This window comes from Arthrobacter sp. ZGTC212, assembly GCF_002929255.1.
GTDB lineage: Bacteria > Actinomycetota > Actinomycetes > Actinomycetales > Micrococcaceae > Arthrobacter_B > Arthrobacter_B sunyaminii.
The window spans coordinates 731,721-751,457 of record NZ_PJIJ01000001.1 but is presented as its reverse complement, the minus strand read 5'-3'; the positions used below and the strand labels follow the sequence as shown (position 1 = coordinate 751,457).

Sequence of the window (19,737 nt, the reverse complement as noted above, 5' to 3'; positions counted from 1 at the left end):
CCGGTTCAGGCCCGGACGCGGCGGTTGCTCAGCCCGGATGCTCAGCCGAAGAGCGCTTCCCCCACGAAACCGCCTTCCCTGGCACCCGGCGGAACGGCGAACACCGCCGAACCAATCGGCGTTGTCCATTCGTTGAGCAGGTCCAGTTTGTCCAGGCGTTCCTGGATCGGCAGGAACTGGGCACTCACGTCTGCCTGGAAGGAGACAAAAACCTGCCCCGCATTGGAGACCGGACCGCCGGGCTCCGGTGCGTCGTCATAGTTGTACGAACGCCGCAGGATCCGTTGCCGCGGATTGTCCGGCCGCGCCCGGCGCATATGGGAGTAATCGGGAATCACCGGGAAACCGAGCGCCGTGACGGCCTCAAAGTCGGGAGCGTCGTGCTCGGCGGAACCGGTAAGGGGCGCGCCGTTGGCCAGGGTGCGCCCTACGGACTCCTCGCGGCCGTGCCGGTCCAGTTCATCCCAGGTGTCCAGGTTCATGGCGATCCGCCGGATGACCATGGAGGTGCCACCGTCCAGCCACGCCGGGATTTCAGCGTCGCCCCAGACCACCCGGTCAAATTCGCCCGTTCCGGGAACAGGGTTGGCCGAGCCGTCCACCTGGCCAAACAGGTTCCGCATGGTGGTGCCGGTTTGTTCGCTGCCGTAGGCACGGCGGAATCCGGATTGGATCCAGCGCACGGCGGCAAACGCCCGGCTGTCCTTCAACAGCATCCGCTGGGCGTGGGCCACGGTCAGCGGATCATCGGCGCAGATCTGCAGCAGCAGGTCTCCGCCGTTCCATCGCTCCTGCAGGGCGTCAATGCCGAAGCCGGGCAGCGGAGCCAGCCACGGCGGTGCCAGGTGCGGGGCAACAGCCTTGACCAGGCCCGGGCCAAATCCAAAGGTCACGCTCAGCCGGGCGGGACGAACCGCCAGCTCCGCTTCCGTGTCCGCCAGGGCAGGCTGGCCCTGTGTCAGGGCCGCGGCGTCGTCACTGAGCAGACGCAGCCATGACCGGATCCGGTCGCGGCTCACATCGGTGCCCAGGTCCAGTGCGACGAACGCTGCGTGCGTCTGCGGCTCGGTGGCGATCCCCGCCTGGTGTCTTCCGTAGAAGGGGACCGTCTGGGAACCATTGGCTCCGCCCTCGTCCAGCCCGGTGCGGACCAGATCCGGCTCGGAGCTGGAACTGTTTCCCACCCATTGAGCGCCGGCCGCCGCGACCGCGCCCAGTCCGGCGGCCGCTCCGCCGAACAGCAGGCGCCGACGGCCGACGCCCTGAGGCTTTTCCTGGCTCATCAGTGGCCCGTGGAGGGTTCTTCGCTGCTGTGTCCGGCACCATCGCCCGCACCATGGGCAGCATCATTTTCGGAAGACGCATCATCCGGGTCGTAGTTTTCGTTGGCGCCGGCAAAGTCCTTGGCCGTGGCTTCCATCTCCAGGGTGCTGCCGTCGCCAAGTTCCAGGGTGATGGGCAGCGTCTCGCCGGCCAACAGGTCATCGGTGAGGCCCATGAGCATGAGGTGGTTGGCACCGGGTTCGAGGACGTATTCCCCGCCGGCAGGGACAACGAAGCCGCCCTCGATTTCCTGCATTGCCATGGCACCGTCGGCGCCGGCTGCCGTCTCGTGCAGTTCCACCGCGGCAGCGGCAGGTGACGTCGCGGACACCACAGTGATGTCTTCCGCTCCGGAGTTTTCCAGGGTGCCAAAGGCACCGGTCATGTCGCCGGCGCTTTTGGCCTTGGCCCAGGCTCCGGTCACGGCCAGGTGCTGGGATTGCTCGGCGGCTTCAGAAGAGGAGGCTTCAGAAGAGGAGCCGGTGGCCGGGGTATCGGCGGCGCAGCCGGCAAGCCCTGCGGCGGAGAGTGCAAGGACGGCAGCTGCGAGGGAGAGTTTCTTCATTTGGGGTACTCCGAAAGGTTTGGTGCGCGGGCGCGCTCATGGGCCCGGGCGAAAAGTCGCTAAAGGTACGCAGCCCTACGGTTGCGTTGAAGTAGCCGCGCGCGGGGTTTGAGGCGCGGCGCACGGCAGTTGACCGGTTAGGAGCCGGCTCCGCGGCGGCGCTTCTTCAGCTGCGCAACAACAGCCCAGACGGCTAGGGCAATGATGGCTCCCACGGCCGCACCGCCAAGGCCCCAGGGCACGTGCGATGCCACGGATTCCTCCGTTGCTGCGGGGTCGGAAGACTCAGCGGTCGGCTCCGCCGTGGCGGATGCTGCTGCTGATTCCGTAGGTGTACCGGCCGGAGCGTTCGTCTCCGCGGCGTCCGAACCCGGTGCATCAACGGTGAAGCTGAACGTTCCGGTGATGGGGTGTCCGTCGCTGGAAACCGCGCGCCAGTTAACCTGGTAGGTGCCGTTTTCGAGCGCGGGCAGTGCCTGAACCAGGGTTTCACGGTTCAGCACGGGGTCGGACTCGACCAGGTTGGTTCCGGCTGCGTCCGCGACGATCACCTTGTTGCCGATGTCCATCAGCTCGGAGCTGAAGACCAGCTCGAGCTCTGCCGGAGCTTCTTCCAGGACGGTGCCGTCCGCCGGTGTGGAGGAAACAAGTTCGTCATGGGCCAGTGCTGCCGGTGCGGCTGTCAGTGCTGCTCCGAACCCTGCAAGCAGCAGGGCGCCCAGCAGGAACGCGCGGAAGGCGAGCAGGCGGCGGGAAACAGCGCTGCGGGAGCGAGGGGTGGAATTGAACTGGTGGGCAAAGGGTGTTGAGGAGAGAGAGGGCATGACTGCTTTCTGCGCCGGCCCGTTACCGACGGCTGCTGGGAGTAAGGCTCCGCGCGGAGGTGCGCGGGCCTAGACGAACACAGCAGCGGCCGGCGGGCCCCGGTGTCTCATCACCAGCAGCGGAACACCGAGGTTCCCCAGCGGGTCAGCAGGGATAAGGCTGGAGAGCTTGGGAATCCGCGGTCCCAGCGGCAGCGGGAGGATCAGCGGCAGGATGGCCGTGATGGACAGACGCATGGTTGCCACGAGCTGCAGCAGGGCAGCTTCGCCTTTGCGGATGAGCAGTACTGTTGCTGCGGCGGCGATCAGGTGGCCGAGCCACATCGCGGCCGATGAATGCCCCGCCGCGCTCACGGATGCAACCGTTCCGGGGTCAGCAAACTGCGCCGCCAGTGCTGCCGGTTCCACATGCCCGGCGTGCCCCGCGTGGCTCACTGCGCTCAGACCGGCGGCGGAGGGACCGGAGGTCAGCCCCGCTCCCCCGACTGTAAAGAGCAGATGGAAGATTCCCTGGCTGGCCAGCACTGCTCCGGCTGTACGCGGCAGGGAAAGAGTCCGTCCGGCAAGGGCACAGGAGACCATCGCGGACAGCGCCAGGGCGAACAGCACGATGAACGGGTTGGGGATGACCCCGCCGGCGAGGACGTGGGAGGCAGCAGCAACGGCCGTGGCCGACAAGGCTGCGGCCCAGCCGCGCACCAGGCGTGCGGTGCGCGTGCTCATGTTCCCTCCCGGAGACGGTTCGGACCGGGTGAGCGGGTGCTCGGTCCGGCTGCTGACATTCTCCCCGGATTTCTACGGGTTGTCGAATACGTTTCCGGGCGGACCGTCCGATTCATCGTGCAGATAACGGGGTCAAAACCCGTTCCCCTGAATCCTTCGAACAGATAATGGGGTCCTGAGGACCGTTTAGGCCCGTTATCTGTTCCAGCGATGAATCAAAGTCCCGTGGCTACCCCTGGAAAACCGGCTTGCGCTTGTCGATGAACGCGGAAAATCCTTCGGCATAGTCCTTGGTCCGGCAGAGCTCGCCCTGGGCGGTGTTCTCGGCCTCCATGGCGGTCCACAGTCCCACCCGGGAATCGCGGATCTGTGCCACCAGGGACTTGGAGGCCCGGAACGCTCCGGTTGCACCGCTGGCCACACGCTCCACGATGGCCCGGGTGGAGTCGAGCAGCTCATCGGCCGGGAACGCACGGCTGAACAGACCCGCGGCCACGGCCTCGGCACCGCTCATCAGATCCGCCGTGTAGATCAGGTCCAGGGTCCGGTGCGCGCCGAGGCGTTCGGTGAACAGCCAGTGTCCGCCGGAATCCAGGGTTGCGCCCAGATTGGCGAACGGCGAGCCAATCTTCGCGTCCTCCGCCACGTAGACAACATCCGTGGCCACGAGCAGACCGAGTCCGACGCCGAGGCAGGCACCCTGCGCCGCAGCGAAGGTGGGAGCCGGGAAGGCTGCCATTTTCTTCAACAAAGGAGTCACCAGGTCGCCCAAATAGGCGTAAGCGTCGTCGTTGGCGGGGTCGACGGCGGAAATGTCGCGTCCGGCGCAGAACGCCCTGCCCTCCCCGCGCAGCAGCAGCGCCCGCACGCCGGCGGCTTCGGCGTCGTCGTAGGCCCGGGACAGTTCAGCCAGCGCCTCCTCGTTCAGGGCATTGAGCTTCTTCGGTGCATTGAGGACTATTTCGGCGATGCCGCCGGTGACACTCAGTTCAATCAAGGGGTGCTCCGTTCCTTCGAAAACTAGGCGTCGTAATCGACGGTGACGTCTGGGCTGGTGGGGCGGCTCTGGCAGGTCAGGACGTAGCCCTTTGCCAGTTCATCCGGTTCCAGGGCATAGTTTTCGTCCATTTCCACAGTGCCGGTGACAACTTTGGCGCGGCACGTGCCGCAGACGCCGCCGGCGCAGGCGAACGGAACATCCGGACGGACGCGCAGCGCGGCGTTGAGGATGGATTCACGGGCGTGGGTGGGGCTGGCCACTTTGCCCTGCAGCCCGTCCAGGCGGAACGTGATCGAGTAGTTGTCGCCGCCGGGTTCGACGGCGACGGGACGGCCCGCGGACCCTTCCGGCTTGCCGGGCTGGCCGGTGCTGAACAGCTCGAACCGGACCTTCTCCGCGTCAACCCCGCGCTCGGCCAGGGCGTCCCGGCACATCTGCACCAGCTCGAAGGGTCCGCAGAGGAACCACTCGTCCACCTGCTGCGTCGGCAGCACCGAGTCGATCAGCACGGACAGCTTCTCGGCGTCGATCCGCCCGGACAGCAGGGGCGAGATCCGCTGTTCGCGGGACAGCACATGATGCAGGGCGAACCGTGCGGGGTAGCGGTCCTTCAGGTCCGCGAGTTCCTCCAGAAACATGACGTCCATGGCGGCCTTGTTGGCGTAGACGAGGTCAAAGCGGGTGCTCTCGGACGCGGCCAGCACCGTGCGGGCAATGGCAATCACCGGGGTGATGCCCGATCCGGCGGCCACCGCCACAAAAACGTTCTCGCCGGTGACGTCCAGGTCTTCGGGGTGGTTCAGGCCGTTCATCGGATGCTTGGAAATGAAACCGCCGGCCGGGCTCATGACATCCAGCACGTCCCCGGCTTTGAGGGATTCATTGGCCCAGGTGGAGAACCGGCCGCCCAGGTCACGCTTGATCGCCACCCGGATTTCCCCGGGCCGCGGCTCGGCGCAGATGGAGTAGCTGCGGCGGACTTCGGTGCCGTCCATGGTGGTGCGCAGGGCCACATACTGCCCGGGCAGGTAGTCATACGATCCGGCGAGGGCCTCGGGCACCATGAAGGTCACTTCGATGGCGTCCTCGGTGAGCCGGCGCACCTCGGTGACCGTGAGGGGATGAAAGGTGGTTCGGCGGGAGGGCGCGGGGCCCGGCGACGGCACGGCTGCGTCCGCAGCGGAGGGCGCGGACAGTGCGGAGGGCGCCTGCGCGGGAACGGATGTAGTCATGGGTTAGAGCACCTTGAAATAGTCGAAGGGTTCACGGCAGTCCTGGCAGACATAAAGTGCCTTGCAGGAGGTGGAGCCGAAACGGGTCAGTTCACGGGTGTTGAGGGAGGAACACTGCGGGCACTTCACGCTCAGGCCCAGCCGGATCGGGCCAGCCGCGGCTTTGCCCGTGGGCGGGGCAATGCCGTAGGTGTTCAGCTTGGCTTTCCCAGCCTCGCTCATCCAGTCCGTGGTCCAGGCCGGGGCGAGCACCAGGTCCACGCGGACGTGGTCATAGCCGGCGGCGTTCAGCGCCGCCGTCACGTCCTGGCGGATGGCGTCCATGGCCGGACAGCCGGAGTAGGTGGGCGTGATGGTGACCGTGACAGTGTCCGGTGCGGTCGGTTCAACCGCCCGCAGCACACCGAGGTCCTCGATGGTGAGCACCGGAATCTCCGGGTCGCAGACAGTCGCGGCAATGTCCCAGGCGCGGGCGGCTGCCGGATCGGAGGGACGGAGCGTTTCGGCGCCGACGGCGGTGGCACCTTCAGTCTCAGTCATGACCGCTTACCAGCTGGCGCCGGGATGCTCGCGGGCCAGGACCTGCATCTCGGCCAGCAGATATCCCAAATGTTCGCTGTGCTTTCCGCGGCGTCCGCCGCCCGGGGCTGCCGGGACCGCGGGAACCTCAAGCCCTGCTTCGCGCAGCACGGCGCCGACGCCGGCGTCGAACCCCTCGCGCAGCGCGGACGGAAGGACTGCCGCTCCGGTTGCGGCCAGGGAGACGGCCAGATCGTCGTCCTCGAACAGTTCGCCGACATACGGCCACGTCAGTTCCAGCGCGCGCGTGATGCGGCGCCGTGATTCCTCGGTGCCGCCGGCCAGGCGCAGGATCCACTGGGCGCTGTGGTCGCGGTGGTAGTCAACTTCCTTGACGGCCTTGGCTGAGATCGCGGCCAGAGTCGGATCAGTGGAGGACATGAGCGCCGTGTACAGCTCGTAGAGGTAGAAGGACGCCACCAGCTGGCGGGCGATGGTCCGGCCGAAGTCGCCGTTGGGCTGCTCAAACAGGTGTGCGGAGCGGAACTCACCCTCGCGGCGCCAGTAGGCCAAATCATCTTCGGTCCTGCCGCTGGCCGACCCGGCGTAGGTCAGGAAGGACCGGGCGTGTCCGAGCAGGTCCAGCCCTATGTTCCCCAGCGCCACGTCTTCTTCCAGCTCCGGGGCACGGGAGATCCACCAGCCCAGCCGCTGGGCCAGGATCAGGGAATCATCGCCCAGGCGCAGGGCGTATTCAGCGACGTCGGCGGGAGCCTTGATGCCCGCCGCGGCGATGTCCTCCGGGCGCAGGGCGTTGCCGGGGGTAATGCGGGTGGCGCTGTCCGAGCTCACAGGTGCTTCACTCCTTCGGACTTGGTGTAGTACGTGGCGTGCCGGTAGTCCTTGCCCTGCGGGGATTCAAAGAACTGCCCCTTGGAGTCGGGGTCGGAGGCAATAATGGCCGACGCCGGCACCACCCAGAGCGAGACGCCCTCGTTGCGCCGGGTGTAGAGGTCGCGGGCGTTGCGGACTGCCATGTCCGCGTCCGGAGCGTGCAGCGAGCCGGCGTGGACGTGGGAGAGTCCGCGCGATGAACGGACAAAGACCTCCCAGAGCGGCCAGGCCGAACTCAGTGCCGCGGCACCGGCCGCGGTCTCCGGCTCGGCGGAAGTCTGCGTGCCCACCGGCTTGGCGCCGTCGTCGCCCGTTGTTGAACCGGAAACCATGATCTAAGCCACCTCTGTCTTCTGTGCCGCTGCCTGCTTTGCTGCATACGCGGCTGCTGCTTCGCGCACCCAGGCGCCGTCTTCGTGTGCCTCGCGGCGGCGGGCCAGGCGCTGCGCATTGCAGGGCCCGCGTCCGGCGAGGACTTCCTTGAACTCGTTCCAGTCCAGGGGACCGTGCTCCCACTGCTGCGTGTCCTCGTTGAAGCGGATGGAGTCATCCGGCAGGGCCAGGCCCAGGACCTTGACCTGCTCCACGATCATTCCCACAAAGCGGGAGCGCAGTTCATCGTTGGAGAAGCGCTTGATGTTCCAGGCCATGGACTGTTTGGAGTTGGGTGAATCATCATCCGGCGGGCCGAACATCATCAGCGAGGGGGCGTACCAGCGGTTGATGGCGTCCTGCGCCATGTCGCGCTGCGCCTCCGTACCGTTCGCCAGTTCCAGCAGGATTTCGAACCCCTGCCGCTGGTGGAAGGACTCTTCCTTGCAGACGCGCACCATCGCGCGTCCGTAGGGGCCGTAGGACGCACGGCAGAGCGGAACCTGGTTGCAGATGGCGGCGCCGTCCACGAGCCAGCCGATCGCGCCCATGTCCGCCCAGCTGAGGGTGGGGTAGTTGAAGATGCTGGAGTACCGGGCCTTGCCGGCAATCAGGTCCTCGGTCATTTTCTCGCGCGGCGTTCCCAGCGTCTCCGCAGCCGAGTACAGGTAGAGACCGTGTCCGGCCTCGTCCTGCACCTTGGCCATGAGGATGGCCTTGCGCTTGAGGGACGGGGCACGCGTAATCCAGTTGGCCTCAGGCTGCATGCCGATGATCTCGGAGTGCGCGTGCTGCGAAATCTGGCGGACCAGCGTCTTGCGGTAGGCCTCAGGCATCCAGTCGCGCGGTTCAATCCGCGAGTCTTCAGCCAGGAGCTGCTCGAAGTATGCCTCCGGCCCGTCCGAGACACTCGGTGCTTCGGCCGGAACGGCCTGCAGTCCGGGGGAAGCGTCGGTATGCAACGACATAACTGTCACCTCACTGTGCGATAAGGAGCCGGATGCGAAAGTGCAAAAGATAATTACCGACCGTTCGGTCAGGATATATGCGTGATCCACTTCACGTCAACATTCCCCACTATTTAGACAGGCGAACTAGTTAATGAAAGTATCTAGTCGTGCAGAACATTTCCTGGCCCAGCGACTGGATGCGGGCAGCGCTCAGCCTGTGCGTACTGAAGGCGCTCGACGGCGGCGCCACCTACGGCTACGCCATCGCCTCCGGCTTGGAGGAACAAGGCTTCGGCACGGTAAAGGGCGGCACCCTGTATCCGCTGCTCACCCGGTTCGAGGCTGCAGGCTGGGTCACCGTCTCATGGCAGGCCGGGGACGGCGGTCCGGGGAGAAAGTACTTCTCCCTCACCTCTGCCGGGCGACGGGAACTGGCTGAGCAGCGCGAACTGTGGGCGCGCTTCAGCGGCACGGTTGACCGTTTTCTCGGCACTCAAGGACGCAGCACTGAGACCCCCGACAGGAGCACTCATGGAAACCCGTGACGGCCGGACCATCCCAAAACCAAACCGCGCCGGCCGAACCGACAGGGCCACCAAGCGATGGTTTGACGACTTTGTGGTCGAACTGCGGTTACAGGACGTTCCCGGGGACGCCATCGGGGACGCGGTAGCCTCCGCCCGGGAGTTCCTGGCGGACTCCGGCGGCACTCCCGGCGAAGTGTTCGGCCCGGCACGGGCGTACGCCGCAAGCCTGGATTTGCCCCGCCACAAGGAACCCCGCTCCGGCATGGCCGCCCTGCTGGTGCCCACCTGCCTGGGACTGCTGGGGTTCTTCGCAGTGGCGGCAGCGGTGAGTTCCACGGACGGCAGCGTCCAGGTGACCCTCCCCGGCCTGCTCATCGTGCTGACCGGGCTGGCCCTTGCGGCCTGCGCGCCCCTCCTCCTGGGCTTCTTCGTTCGGGGACCGCTGTGGCGTCCCGCCGCCGCGCTAATGCTGGTTTTCACCCTTCAGGTCCTGATCGGCGTGCTTGCCAGGGACGTGGTGCTCTTCACCCTTCCAGCGCTGCCCACCGCACTCACCGGCGGCCTGGTTCTGCTCTCCACCTCGCTCTGGGGCCAGTTCCGCAAGGACACAGCTCCGGACCCCATTCTTGAGCCGATGATCGCCCCTCCGCCCTCCTCTTTTGGCCTGACCCTGCTGGGAGTACTCGGCAACTGGATGCTGTTCCTCGCAGCCGCCGCCATGGGGGCCTGGTTCCTGCTGCGCTGAGCTGCCTTCAGACCGGTAAGCCGCGAGCATAAACGCCACGGAGTTCTTCGCCCGCCCGGACGGTGTCGATATATTCGGGACATGACTACTTCTGCCACTCCTCCCGTTGCCCCCAAGGTTCCCACCGAACGCAGCCACCACGGAGATACCTTCGTTGACGACTACGAGTGGCTGCGGGAAAAGGAAAACCCCGACGTCGTGGCGCACCTGAAGGCAGAGAACGCCTACATGGAAGAGGTCACGGCGAATCAGGAGAAGCTGCGGCAGGAGATCTTTGACGAGATCAAGAACCGCACCGAGGAAACTGACCTGTCGGTGCCGGCCCGCAAGAAGGGCTGGTGGTACTACTCCCGGACCGAAGAGGGCAAGCAGTACGCCATCCACTGCCGCACCGCCGCGCAGGACACCGGGGACCTGGACGCGGACTGGACTCCGCCCGTCGTTGAACCCGGCGTTCCGGTTCCGGGCGAGCAGATCCTGATCGACGGCAACGCCGAAGCCGAAGGCAAGCCCTTCTTCTCGCTCGGCGGACTGGCCGTCACCGAGGACGGCAACCTGCTGGCCTATTCGCAGGACAACGCCGGTGACGAGCGCTTCACGCTGCGGATCAAGGACCTGCGCACCGGCGAACTGCTGCCGGACGAGGTCACCAACGTCTTCTACTCGCTTGCCTTCTCCCCCGACGGCACCCGGGTGTTCTACACCGTCGTGGATGATTCCTGGCGCCCCTACCAGATCAAGGCGCACACCCTCGGCACTCCGGTCCAGGACGACGTCGTTATCTACCAGGAGGACGACGTTGCCATGTGGACCGGCTTTGACCTCTCCGCGGACCGGCAGCAGCTGCTGATCGGCATCAGCAACTCCGAGTACTCCGAGTACCGGGTCCTGGACTTCGAAGATCCCGCCGGCGAAGTGCGGACCCTGATTCCGCGCAGCGAGCGCATCCTCTACGAGGCCGAGCCCGTCACCATCGCCGGCGAGCGCCACTACCTCATCACGCACAACAAGGATGCCCTGAACTCCATGCTCTCCCTCGTGGCGGAGACCGAGTTTGCACATCCGCTGGCCGAGCAGCACTGGAACACCGTGGTGGCGCACGACGACGACGTCCGCGTCAACGGGGCGGCCGTCACCAAAACACACGTCATCGTGTCGGTCCGCAAGGACACCACCGAGCGGGTGCAGGTCCTTCCGCTGGAGGGCCTGGGCACCGAAGTCCAGGGCGATCCCGTGGAGCCGGCCTTTGACGAGGAGCTCTACACGGCCAACCTGGCCAATGCGGAGTATGACTCCCCGATCATCCGGCTCAGCTACACCTCCTACCTGACTCCGCCGCGCGTCTACGACTATGTGCTGGCCACCGGCGAGCTGGAGCTGCGCAAGGAAACCCCGGTCAAGGGCGGCTACAACCCGGCCGAGTACGTGGCGGAGCGGGCCTGGGCTACTGCTGCGGACGGCACCCGGATTCCGCTGTCCGTGCTGCGCCGCGCCGAGGTTCAGCAGGACGGAACCAACCCCGCCCTGGTCTACGCCTACGGCAGCTACGAGATCAGCATGGATCCGGGTTTCAGCGTGGCCAGGCTGTCCCTGCTGGACCGCGGCGTCATCTTCGTCGTCGCGCACATCCGCGGCGGCGGCGAAATGGGACGTGCCTGGTATGACCAGGGCAAGAAGCTGAACAAGAAAAACACCTTCACCGACTTCGTCGATGCCACTGATTACCTGGCGTCTTCCGGGTGGGTGGATCCGTCACGGATTGCTGCCATGGGCGGCTCGGCCGGCGGGCTGCTGATGGGCGCTGTGGCCAACCTGGCGCCGGAGAAGTACAGGGCGATCGTGGCACAGGTTCCGTTCGTGGACGCGCTGACCACCATCCTGGATCCGGAACTGCCGCTTTCGGCACTGGAGTGGGAGGAATGGGGCAACCCGATCACCGACCCCGAGGTGTACCGGTACATGAAGGAATACTCCCCGTACGAGAACATCCGGGCCGTGGACTATCCCCGCATTGCTGCGGTGACCAGCTTCAACGACACCCGGGTGCTGTACGTGGAGCCAGCCAAATGGGTGGCGAAGCTGCGCGAGGTGACCACGGGCTCCGAGCCGATCGTTCTGAAGATCGAGATGGACGGCGGGCACGGCGGCGCCTCGGGCCGCTACGAGGCCTGGAAGGACCGCGCCTGGGATTACGCGTTTGTGCTGGATGCCCTGGGAGCCACGGAACTGCTTCCCGGCACCGCAGGCAACTAGCGGCTGCCGCTGCCGGGGCCCGGGCGTTCAGTCGCCCGGCTCCGGCGCGGGCCTGTTCAGCGGCTGCCCCGGCGCCCGCTGGCCCTTTTTACCCTGCCGCAGCAGCGTGAGCGAAATGGTCGCCACGGTCAGCAGGACCACGCCCACCACAAGCAGGTCCAGGTGGTCGCGGATAAAGGGGAATCTGTCCCCCAGCACATATCCCAGCAGCGTCAACCCCGTCCCCCACAGCAGCGCCCCCGCCGCGTCGAAGGCCAGGTAGGCGGAATAGCGCATCTTGCCCACTCCGGCCACCACTGGAGTGAAGGTCCGGACGATGCCCACGAAACGGGCCAGGGTGATGGCCTTGCCGCCGTGCCGGGCAAAGAATGCCTCGGCACGGTCCACGTTTTCGCGCCGGAAAATCCGCGATTCGGGCCGGGAAAATACGGCGGGACCGGCCCGCCTGCCGATCCAGTACCCGAGCTGGTCGCCCAGAAACGCCGACAGGGAAATCAGCAGTCCCAGCAGCCAGACGTTGATGTGCACCGTTCCGGTGGCCACCAGCAGGCCAGCGGTGAACAGCAGCGTGTCACCGGGCAGGAAGAAGCCCACGAGCAGGCCGGTCTCGGCGAACACAATGCCGCAGACCACCAGCACCACCCACGGCCCCAACGCCGGATCCGCCAGGAAGACCTGCGGATCCAGCCATTCAGGGAGCACCGTCTGATGCGGCCCGGCAGGCCGCTCCCCCGGCCGCAGCCGCGGCATCGAAAGCTATCACCCCCTCAACCTACGGCACGGTACGGCGCCGTGTCCCTGCCCCTGGAAAATGCCAAAGCACCGCCCGGCTTGACAGTGACCTCGCTCACAGGATTACCTAATGAACATTCGGTAAATAAAGCGAGAGGGTCTCATGGCTGACATCGACGTTGCCGCTCATGTGCAGGAACACGGACTGGACCATCCGATCCTGGAACACGACGCCGCGGGGCGCTGGCTGGGATTCACGGTGGAGCACCTGGCTCCCGGCGAAGCGACCATCACCATGGTGCTGCGCCCCGAAATGCTCAACGGCTTCAGCATTGCCCACGGCGGAATGGTCTTCGCCTTTGCAGACACCGCCTTTGCCCTCGCCTGTAATCCCGCCGGTACCAGTGTCGCGGAGATGGAACTGATCACCGTCGCGTCCGGCGCTGACATCACGTTCATTTCCTCCGCACTGCCTGGTGAGACTCTGCGGGCTGTGGCCAATCACCGGGCTTCCGCCGGACGAAGCGGCGTTTACGACGTCGAGATCACCGCTTCCGGCCCCGGCGGCGGCAGCCGGGTGGTTGCGGAGTTCCGCGGCCGGTCGCGTGCAGTGCCCAACCCGGCCTTCCGCTCCCGCAGCTAGCCACCTCTTCGATGCCGCGGCTCTTTCCTTGACGATGACGTTCCAACCCAAAGGGCATTCCATGACCTCCTCCCCCGCACTGCTCAAATCCACCCCTGCAGACTTGGCGTCGCTTGATCCCGAAGAGCGGATGAGCCGCGATGAAATTGAAGCACTGCAGCTGACCCGGCTCCAGCACACGGTGAAGTACGCCTACGAGCGCGTACCGCTGTACACGCAGAAATTTGACGAGGCCGGCGTCCATCCCGAAGACCTTCGGGAGCTCGCAGATCTGGCCAAGTTCCCGTACACCACCAAAGAGGATCTGCGTCAGACCTACCCGTTCGGCATGTTCGCCGTGCCGCAGGAGCAGGTGGCAAGAATCCATGCCTCCTCCGGAACCACAGGCAGGCCCACCGTCGTCGGCTACACCGCCGGCGATCTGGACCGCTGGAGCACGCTGGTGGCGCGGTCCCTGCGTGCCTCCGGGGTTAAACCGGGCTACAAGGTCCACAACGCCTACGGCTACGGCCTGTTTACCGGCGGCCTGGGTGCCCACGCCGGTGCAGAGAAGCTCGGCTGCACGGTCATCCCCATGTCCGGCGGACAGACCGAACGCCAGATACAGCTGATCTCCGACTTCCAGCCGGACACCATCCTGTGCACGCCCACCTATCTGCTCACCATCGCCGACGCGATGCGGGCCGCGGGGATCGATCCGCGCTCCACCTCCCTGAAGAACGCTGTCCTGGGCGCAGAACCGTGGACCGAAGAAATGCGCCACGAACTGGAAGTGTCCATGGACCTGGACGCCTGTGACATTTATGGCCTTTCCGAAGTGATGGGACCGGGCGTGGCCGGGGAATGCGTGGAGTCCAAGGACGGCACGCACATCTGGGAGGACCACTTCCGCCCGGAAATCATCGACCCCTTTGATGACACCAGGGTGCTGGACGACGGCGAACCCGGTGAACTGGTCTTCACCTCCCTCACCAAGGAAGCCCTGCCGATCATCCGCTACCGGACCCATGACCTCACCCGGCTGCTGCCCGGCACCGCACGCCCGGGCATGCGCCGCATGGGCCGAATCACCGGACGCAGCGATGACATGATCATCCTGCGCGGCGTGAACCTGTTCCCCAGCCAGATCGAGGAGATTGCCCTGCGCATCCCCGCGCTGAGCCCGCACTTCCAACTGGAGATTACCCGGCCGGACCGCATGGATGAACTCACGGTCAAGATTGAACGGCGCGAAGACTCGACCTCGGACGAGTGCCTGAACGCCGCCATGGAGCTGCGGACGCAGATCAAGATCCACGTGGGGTCCTCCTGCACCGTCCAGGTGGCGGAGCCCGGAACCCTGGCCCGCTCCAGCGGCAAGCTCCGCCGAATCTATGACCTGCGCGCCAAAGAGGCGGGCCTGGTCCAGGGCTGAGCAGTGCCCGCCCGGGACCGGCCCGCCCGGCCGAACGTTCGTGAGAAAATGGACCCCATGCCTTCAACGCCATCAGCCGCATCCGGCGCTGCCACCGCCGCCAACCGCCGCGGCCGTCCCGGATACGATCAGCAGTCCGTCCTCGCCATTGCCGTGGACGTCTTTAACAAACACGGCTACGAGGCAACCTCGATGGGGATCCTGGCGGAAAACCTGGGCATCACCAAGTCAGCGATCTACCACCATGTGCCCTCCAAGGGGGACCTGCTGCGCCTGGCACTGGAAAACGCACTCGGCGGGCTGGAGGCAGTACTGGACGACGCCCGGGCCTCCACCGGTCCTGCGGATGAGCAGCTGGAGTTCGTGCTGCGCGGCACTATCAAGGTCCTCACCGAGCGCCTGCCGTTCGTAACGCTGCTGCTGCGCCTGCGCGGCAACACCGAAATTGAGCGCGACGCCCTGTCCCGGCGCCGCGAATTCGACCACCGGGTGGCCAAGCTGGTGGACGCAGCACGGAGCGAGGGAACTCTGCGCAGCGACATCGATCCGCGCACCACCACGCGCCTGCTTTTCGGCACGATCAACTCGATTGTGGAGTGGTACAAGCCCGGCGGCCCCATTTCCCCGGACCAGCTGGCCGATGATGTCATCTCGATCATGTTTGACGGGCTGCACGCGCGGTCCTGACGGGAGTGCGGTGCACAACCGCGTCATTCCGGCTCAGCCAGCTCCAGAAGCCTCGCCCGCGAAGTCCGGAGTTCCGACGCGGTGAGGTAGGGAGTCCCGATGGACCCTGCGAGGCCCTCGGCGGCGTAGCGGATGGTCAGGGAGGTAGCCGGATCCAGCCCGTCGGCGTCGAATGCTTCCCGCCACCTCTGTGCATCCGCACGGAGGAACCCCTGAATGGCCGGTTCCGTGCTGCCGATGATCAGCAGCAGGGATGTGGGGGCAAATACCTGGCGCACCGCGGGATTATCCGCGTCGGTCAGCGCCCGGACATAGCCCCGCAGCAGCTTCCCGGGCCGGTTCTCGCTCAGATCAACGCGGGCGTGCACGGCATCCCAGAGCTTTTGGGACACATCCGCCAGAATTGCTTCCTCCAGCGCGTTCCGGCTGGCAAAGTGATGGGTCAGCGCCCCCTTGGATACTCCTGCTGCCGCTGCTATATCCGCCAGGCTGACACCCCCGCCATGGGTAAACAACGTCTGGGACGCCGCCTCAACGATCGATTTCCGGGTCCTTTCCTTGTCCCGCGTGGCAGCTGTCTCAGTGGATGGCATGAGTGTCTTCTTTCGTGGTGTCCGACGGAATCAGCCGAGCGGCGAGGACTGCGGCCACAACCAGGAGCGCGGCAGCAATAAACGAGGCTACCTGCATGCCGTACGTAAAAGCATGCTGCGCCATCGCAAGCAGGGCTTCGTTGCTCTCACCCAAACGGCCGGCCGCACTGGCGAGGGAGTCCTGCATAGCTGCCGCAGTTTCCGGCGAGGTGCCCTCCGGAATCTCAAGCCGGGACCGGTACAGGGCCGTCTGCAGCGAACCGAGAACGGCGATGCCCAGAGCGATACCCAGTTCATAGGCCGTCTCGGAGATCGAGGCTGCGGCCCCGGCGCGTTCGGGCGGCGCGGCCGCCACCACAGCATCGGTGGAGAGTGTCATAGCCAGCCCTGTTCCCAGGCCAATAACCGCCAGCGAAAGACCGATGCCAAGGTAATGGGGCAGGCCCTCCGTCACACCGAGCGCCGCCAGCCCCAGGGCTCCAACAAACAGTCCGGCGGCGATGGCACGTCCGCGCCCCAGCTTCGAGAGCGCCAGGCCAACGACGGCGACGACGGCGAGGGAGGCGATGGTCGCCGGCATCTCGGCCATGCCGGCCCAGAAAGGCGAGTATCCGCGCACCAGCTGCAGATACTGGGAGAAGAAGAACAACACGCCCAGAAACGCGAAGATGGACAGCGTGTTGGCGGCGACCGCACCGCTGAATGCCGGGATCCGGAACAGGCTGATGTCCACCATCGGGGTCTTCAGACCGCGCTGCCGGCGAACGAACAACCAGGCGGAGCCCAGGCCGATCAGTGCACCCGCGAGAACCGGCCAGCCCAGGCCGGATCCGACGGCCTGCTTGATCGCGTAAACCAGTGGAACAATCGCCAGCACCGACAGCAGCGCGGACAGAAGATCAATCTTTCCGGCATTTGGATTCCGTGACTCGGGCAGAAGCCAGAGACCGAGCACCAGGATCAGCACAATCACCGGAACGTTGATGAGGAAAACCGAGCCCCACCAGAAAAACTCCAGCAGGGCGCCGCCCACCAGCGGGCCGATGGCGCCGCCGGCCATGGCACCCGCTGACCAGATGGCTATCGCCCGCGTGCGCTGGATCGGATCGTGGAACAGATTGCGGATGATGGAGAGCGTTGACGGCATTACTGTGGCGCCGGCGATGCCCAGCAGGGCACGGCTGGCAATCAGCACCTCGGCGGAAGGAGCGAAGGCAGCAATCACGGAGGCAACACCAAAGGCCAGGCTGCCGATGATGAGCAACCGTTTGCGCCCGATGCGGTCGGCAAGGTTGCCCATCGTCACCAGCAGCCCGGCGAGCACGAACGAATAGATGTCCCCAATCCAGAGGATCTGCGTCGCCGTGGGGGCCAAATCCGCCGTCAGAGCGGGGACCGCCATGTACAGAACGGTCCCGTCAATGGCGAGGAGCGTGACGGCAAGGATAGGGACAATGAGGGCGATCCATTCCCTGCGGCCGGCCTGCGGAGGAACGTGGGGCATCGAGTTCATGCCCCAAGGCTAACAATCCAAACGGTTCGTTACCAAGTACATTTGGTTTGTTAGTGCACGCCGCAGACGGGACACGGACGCCCCAGTACCGCCGCTCCGGCGGATCAGTCGGTGCTGCGGTTCTTCTCCACCAGGGTCAGGACATCGTAGGTGGCCACGACGTCGTCGTTCTGGTTGGTCAGCAGCGCATCCCAGGCAACCTCGCCGTATTCGTCGGTTTCCCGCGGCGTGATCTTCTTGGCGGTGAGGGTGACCCGGATGGAATCGCCGGCGGCCACGGGCGTGATGAACCGCAGGTTTTCCAAACCGTAGTTGGCCAGCACCGGCCCCGGCGCCGGCTCCACAAACAACCCGGCCGCCCAGGACAACAGCAGGTAGCCGTGTGCCACAATGCCCGGGAAGAAGGGGTTGGCCTCGGCGGCTGCCTGGTTGGTGTGGGCGTAGAACGTGTCCCCGGTGCTGTTGGCGAATGCCGTGATGTCTTCCAGCGTCACTTCGCGGAGGTCGGAGCGGACGGCATCGCCGATCTTCAGTTCGGACAGGTCCTTCCGGAACGGATGGGTGCCGTCGAAGTTCCGGTCCGCACCCGCGTGCCAGACGCCGGTGAGGGCGGTGAGCATGTTCGGGGACCCCTGGACGGCAGTGCGCTGCATATGGTGCAGCACCGAGCGCATGCCACCCAGTTCTTCGCCGCCGCCCGCGCGGCCGGGTCCGCCGTGGACCAGGTGCGGCACGGGTGAGCCGTGGCCGGTGGAGCTCCGGGCATCCTCACGGTTGAGCAGCAGCACCCGGCCGTGATGTCCAGCGATGCCCAGGGTCAGCTCGCGGGCGGTGTCCGGGTCATTGGTGCACACTGTGGCCACCAGTGATCCGCTGCCCCGGGCGGCCAGGCGCACGGCGTCAGCAACGTCGTCGTAACCGATCACGGAGGCCACCGGACCAAACGCTTCCACGGAGTGCAGTGCCTCAGCTTCGGCGTCTGCCCAGGTCAGCAGGATGGGAGCAAGGAACGCTCCGTCCTCGGCGACACCGCGGCTTCCGTCGCCGCGAAGGACCTCCGGCGCGTCCAGCGATCCGTAGGCCAATGCAGCTCCGGAATCGAGCAGGGTCTGGACGGAGGAGCGCACTCCCTCAAGCTGTTCGGTGGACGCCAGGGCACCCATGGTGACGCCTTCGGCGCGGGGATCGCCCAGCACCACGCGCTGGTCAATGCGCCGGCCGGCGGCGGCAACGACGTCGTCCACCAGCTCAGCGGGCACAATGGCGCGGCGGATGCTGGTGCATTTCTGGCCGGCCTTGACGGTGATTTCAGTGACCAGGGACTTCACGAAGGCATCGAACTCCGGGGTGCCGGGGACGGCGTCGGGTCCGAGGATGGCGGCGTTGAGCGAATCCGTCTCACAGGTGAAGCGGACCCCGCCCTCGGCGACGTTCGGATGGGCCTTCAGCAGCTTGGCCGTGGAGGCGGAGCCGGTGAAGGACACGTAGTCGCGGTAGTCCAGGTGGTCGAGCAGGTCCCGGGCTGAACCGGAGATCAGCTGCAGGGATCCGGGCGGCAGGATGCCGGAATCGATGATCATCTTCACGGTGTCTGCGGTGAGATAGCCGGTGGGCGTGGCCGGCTTGACGATGCTGGGCAGGCCCGCAATGAAGGCCGGGGCGAGCTTTTCCAGCATGCCCCAGACCGGGAAGTTGAAGGCGTTGATCTGCACGGCCACGCCCGGGAGCGAGGTGTAGATGTGTTCGCCGATGAAGGAGCCGTCCCGGGACAGTGACTCCGCTGCCCCGTCCACCAGCACGGTGGAGTTGGGCAGTTCACGCCGGCCCTTGGATCCGAAGGTGAACAGCACCCCGATGCCGCCGTCGATATCCACCAGGGAGTCGGTGCGGGTGGCGCCGCTGCGGGCGGACACCTCATAGAGTTCATCCCGGTGGGCGTTGAGGTAGGTGGCCAGCTCCTTGAGCTTGAGGGCACGCTGGTGGAAGGTCAGCTGCTGCAGGCCCTTCCGGCCAACCGTGCGGGCGTGCTCGACGGCGGCAGCCAGGTCCAGCCCCGCCGTACTGACCAGGGCCAGTGTTTCCCCTGTGCTGGCATCGCGGACTTCCGCCGGGCCTGCGGCCGTGAGCTCCGAGCGGTCCGGTGTCCACCAGGAATCCCGAACGTAGCTGGGCACTACCCGGACGTCTATGGCTGTGGAGGTCATCGTTGACTGGCCCTTTCGAAAGCA

Annotated in this window: 20 protein-coding genes; 6 read left to right on the top strand and 14 right to left on the bottom strand. The window is 66.0% G+C overall.

What is annotated here, in order from left to right; all coding sequences use genetic code 11:
* Positions 1-41: 41 nt before the first annotated feature.
* The 10 genes from CXQ89_RS03705 to paaA form a co-directional block, all read right to left on the bottom strand.
* Positions 42-1,283: a Dyp-type peroxidase gene (locus tag CXQ89_RS03705; protein ID WP_104160329.1), complete on the bottom strand. Its 1,242-nt coding sequence runs from the start codon at positions 1,281-1,283 to the stop codon at positions 42-44.
* Positions 1,283-1,888 carry a copper chaperone PCu(A)C gene (locus tag CXQ89_RS03700; protein WP_104160328.1) on the bottom strand — a complete coding sequence of 202 codons (606 nt, stop codon included), beginning with the start codon at positions 1,886-1,888 and terminating at the stop codon, positions 1,283-1,285. The genes CXQ89_RS03705 and CXQ89_RS03700 overlap by 1 nt, the downstream gene beginning before the upstream one ends.
* A 137-nt stretch (positions 1,889-2,025) precedes the next feature.
* Positions 2,026-2,712 carry a copper resistance CopC family protein gene (locus CXQ89_RS03695; RefSeq protein ID WP_104160327.1) on the bottom strand — a complete coding sequence of 229 codons (687 nt, stop codon included), beginning with the start codon at positions 2,710-2,712 and terminating at the stop codon, positions 2,026-2,028.
* Between the two features lie 69 nt (positions 2,713-2,781).
* Positions 2,782-3,435, bottom strand: a complete 654-nt coding sequence (locus CXQ89_RS03690) for a hypothetical protein (protein WP_104160326.1) — start codon at positions 3,433-3,435, stop codon at positions 2,782-2,784.
* 229 nt (positions 3,436-3,664) lie between these two features.
* Positions 3,665-4,432 carry an enoyl-CoA hydratase/isomerase family protein gene (locus CXQ89_RS03685; RefSeq protein WP_104160325.1) on the bottom strand — a complete coding sequence of 256 codons (768 nt, stop codon included), beginning with the start codon at positions 4,430-4,432 and terminating at the stop codon, positions 3,665-3,667.
* A gap of 23 nt (positions 4,433-4,455) precedes the next feature.
* On the bottom strand, positions 4,456-5,667 hold the full coding sequence (gene paaE, locus CXQ89_RS03680) for a 1,2-phenylacetyl-CoA epoxidase subunit PaaE (protein ID WP_104160324.1): 1,212 nt from the start codon (positions 5,665-5,667) through the stop codon (positions 4,456-4,458).
* A gap of 3 nt (positions 5,668-5,670) precedes the next feature.
* Positions 5,671-6,207, bottom strand: a complete 537-nt coding sequence (gene paaD / locus CXQ89_RS03675) for a 1,2-phenylacetyl-CoA epoxidase subunit PaaD (RefSeq protein ID WP_104160323.1) — start codon at positions 6,205-6,207, stop codon at positions 5,671-5,673.
* 6 nt (positions 6,208-6,213) lie between these two features.
* Positions 6,214-7,038 carry a 1,2-phenylacetyl-CoA epoxidase subunit PaaC gene (gene paaC / locus CXQ89_RS03670; protein ID WP_258059844.1) on the bottom strand — a complete coding sequence of 275 codons (825 nt, stop codon included), beginning with the start codon at positions 7,036-7,038 and terminating at the stop codon, positions 6,214-6,216.
* A complete protein-coding gene (gene paaB, locus CXQ89_RS03665) occupies positions 7,035-7,412 on the bottom strand; it encodes a 1,2-phenylacetyl-CoA epoxidase subunit PaaB (RefSeq protein WP_237685638.1) in 378 nt (125 codons plus the stop codon). The genes paaC and paaB overlap by 4 nt, the downstream gene beginning before the upstream one ends.
* Positions 7,413-7,415: 3 nt before the next feature.
* Positions 7,416-8,420, bottom strand: a complete 1,005-nt coding sequence (gene paaA, locus CXQ89_RS03660) for a 1,2-phenylacetyl-CoA epoxidase subunit PaaA (RefSeq protein WP_104160321.1) — start codon at positions 8,418-8,420, stop codon at positions 7,416-7,418.
* A gap of 149 nt (positions 8,421-8,569) precedes the next feature.
* On the opposite strand from paaA, the gene CXQ89_RS03655 reads away from it, so the two are divergent.
* From CXQ89_RS03655 to CXQ89_RS03645, 3 genes are all read left to right on the top strand, one after another.
* A complete protein-coding gene (locus CXQ89_RS03655) occupies positions 8,570-8,947 on the top strand; it encodes a PadR family transcriptional regulator (RefSeq protein WP_374952971.1) in 378 nt (125 codons plus the stop codon).
* Positions 8,934-9,674 carry a hypothetical protein gene (locus tag CXQ89_RS03650; RefSeq protein ID WP_104160320.1) on the top strand — a complete coding sequence of 247 codons (741 nt, stop codon included), beginning with the start codon at positions 8,934-8,936 and terminating at the stop codon, positions 9,672-9,674. Before CXQ89_RS03655 ends, CXQ89_RS03650 begins: the two co-directional genes overlap by 14 nt.
* An 81-nt stretch (positions 9,675-9,755) precedes the next feature.
* Entirely contained in the window at positions 9,756-11,927 is a 2,172-nt protein-coding gene (locus CXQ89_RS03645; RefSeq protein ID WP_104160319.1) for a S9 family peptidase, read from the top strand.
* A gap of 27 nt (positions 11,928-11,954) precedes the next feature.
* On the opposite strand, the gene CXQ89_RS03640 is transcribed toward CXQ89_RS03645, so the two are convergent.
* Complete coding sequence (locus tag CXQ89_RS03640) at positions 11,955-12,629, bottom strand: DedA family protein (protein ID WP_237688609.1); 675 nt, start codon at positions 12,627-12,629, stop codon at positions 11,955-11,957.
* A gap of 193 nt (positions 12,630-12,822) precedes the next feature.
* Between CXQ89_RS03640 and CXQ89_RS03635 the strand changes: the two genes are divergently transcribed.
* From CXQ89_RS03635 to CXQ89_RS03625, 3 genes are all read left to right on the top strand, one after another.
* Entirely contained in the window at positions 12,823-13,302 is a 480-nt protein-coding gene (locus CXQ89_RS03635) for a hotdog fold thioesterase (protein WP_104160317.1), read from the top strand.
* A gap of 61 nt (positions 13,303-13,363) precedes the next feature.
* On the top strand, positions 13,364-14,716 hold the full coding sequence (gene paaK / locus CXQ89_RS03630; RefSeq protein WP_104160316.1) for a phenylacetate--CoA ligase PaaK: 1,353 nt from the start codon (positions 13,364-13,366) through the stop codon (positions 14,714-14,716).
* A gap of 57 nt (positions 14,717-14,773) precedes the next feature.
* On the top strand, positions 14,774-15,403 hold the full coding sequence (locus CXQ89_RS03625) for a TetR/AcrR family transcriptional regulator (RefSeq protein WP_104053031.1): 630 nt from the start codon (positions 14,774-14,776) through the stop codon (positions 15,401-15,403).
* Positions 15,404-15,426: 23 nt separating this feature from the next.
* Here the strand turns inward: CXQ89_RS03625 and CXQ89_RS03620 are convergent, their stop codons facing one another.
* From CXQ89_RS03620 to paaZ, 3 genes are all read right to left on the bottom strand, one after another.
* Positions 15,427-15,996 carry a TetR/AcrR family transcriptional regulator gene (locus CXQ89_RS03620; protein WP_104160315.1) on the bottom strand — a complete coding sequence of 190 codons (570 nt, stop codon included), beginning with the start codon at positions 15,994-15,996 and terminating at the stop codon, positions 15,427-15,429.
* Complete coding sequence (locus tag CXQ89_RS03615) at positions 15,983-17,509, bottom strand: MFS transporter (protein ID WP_104160314.1); 1,527 nt, start codon at positions 17,507-17,509, stop codon at positions 15,983-15,985. Before CXQ89_RS03615 ends, CXQ89_RS03620 begins: the two co-directional genes overlap by 14 nt.
* Positions 17,510-17,613: 104 nt before the next feature.
* Entirely contained in the window at positions 17,614-19,713 is a 2,100-nt protein-coding gene (paaZ, locus tag CXQ89_RS03610) for a phenylacetic acid degradation bifunctional protein PaaZ (protein ID WP_104160313.1), read from the bottom strand.
* Positions 19,714-19,737 lie beyond the last annotated feature (24 nt).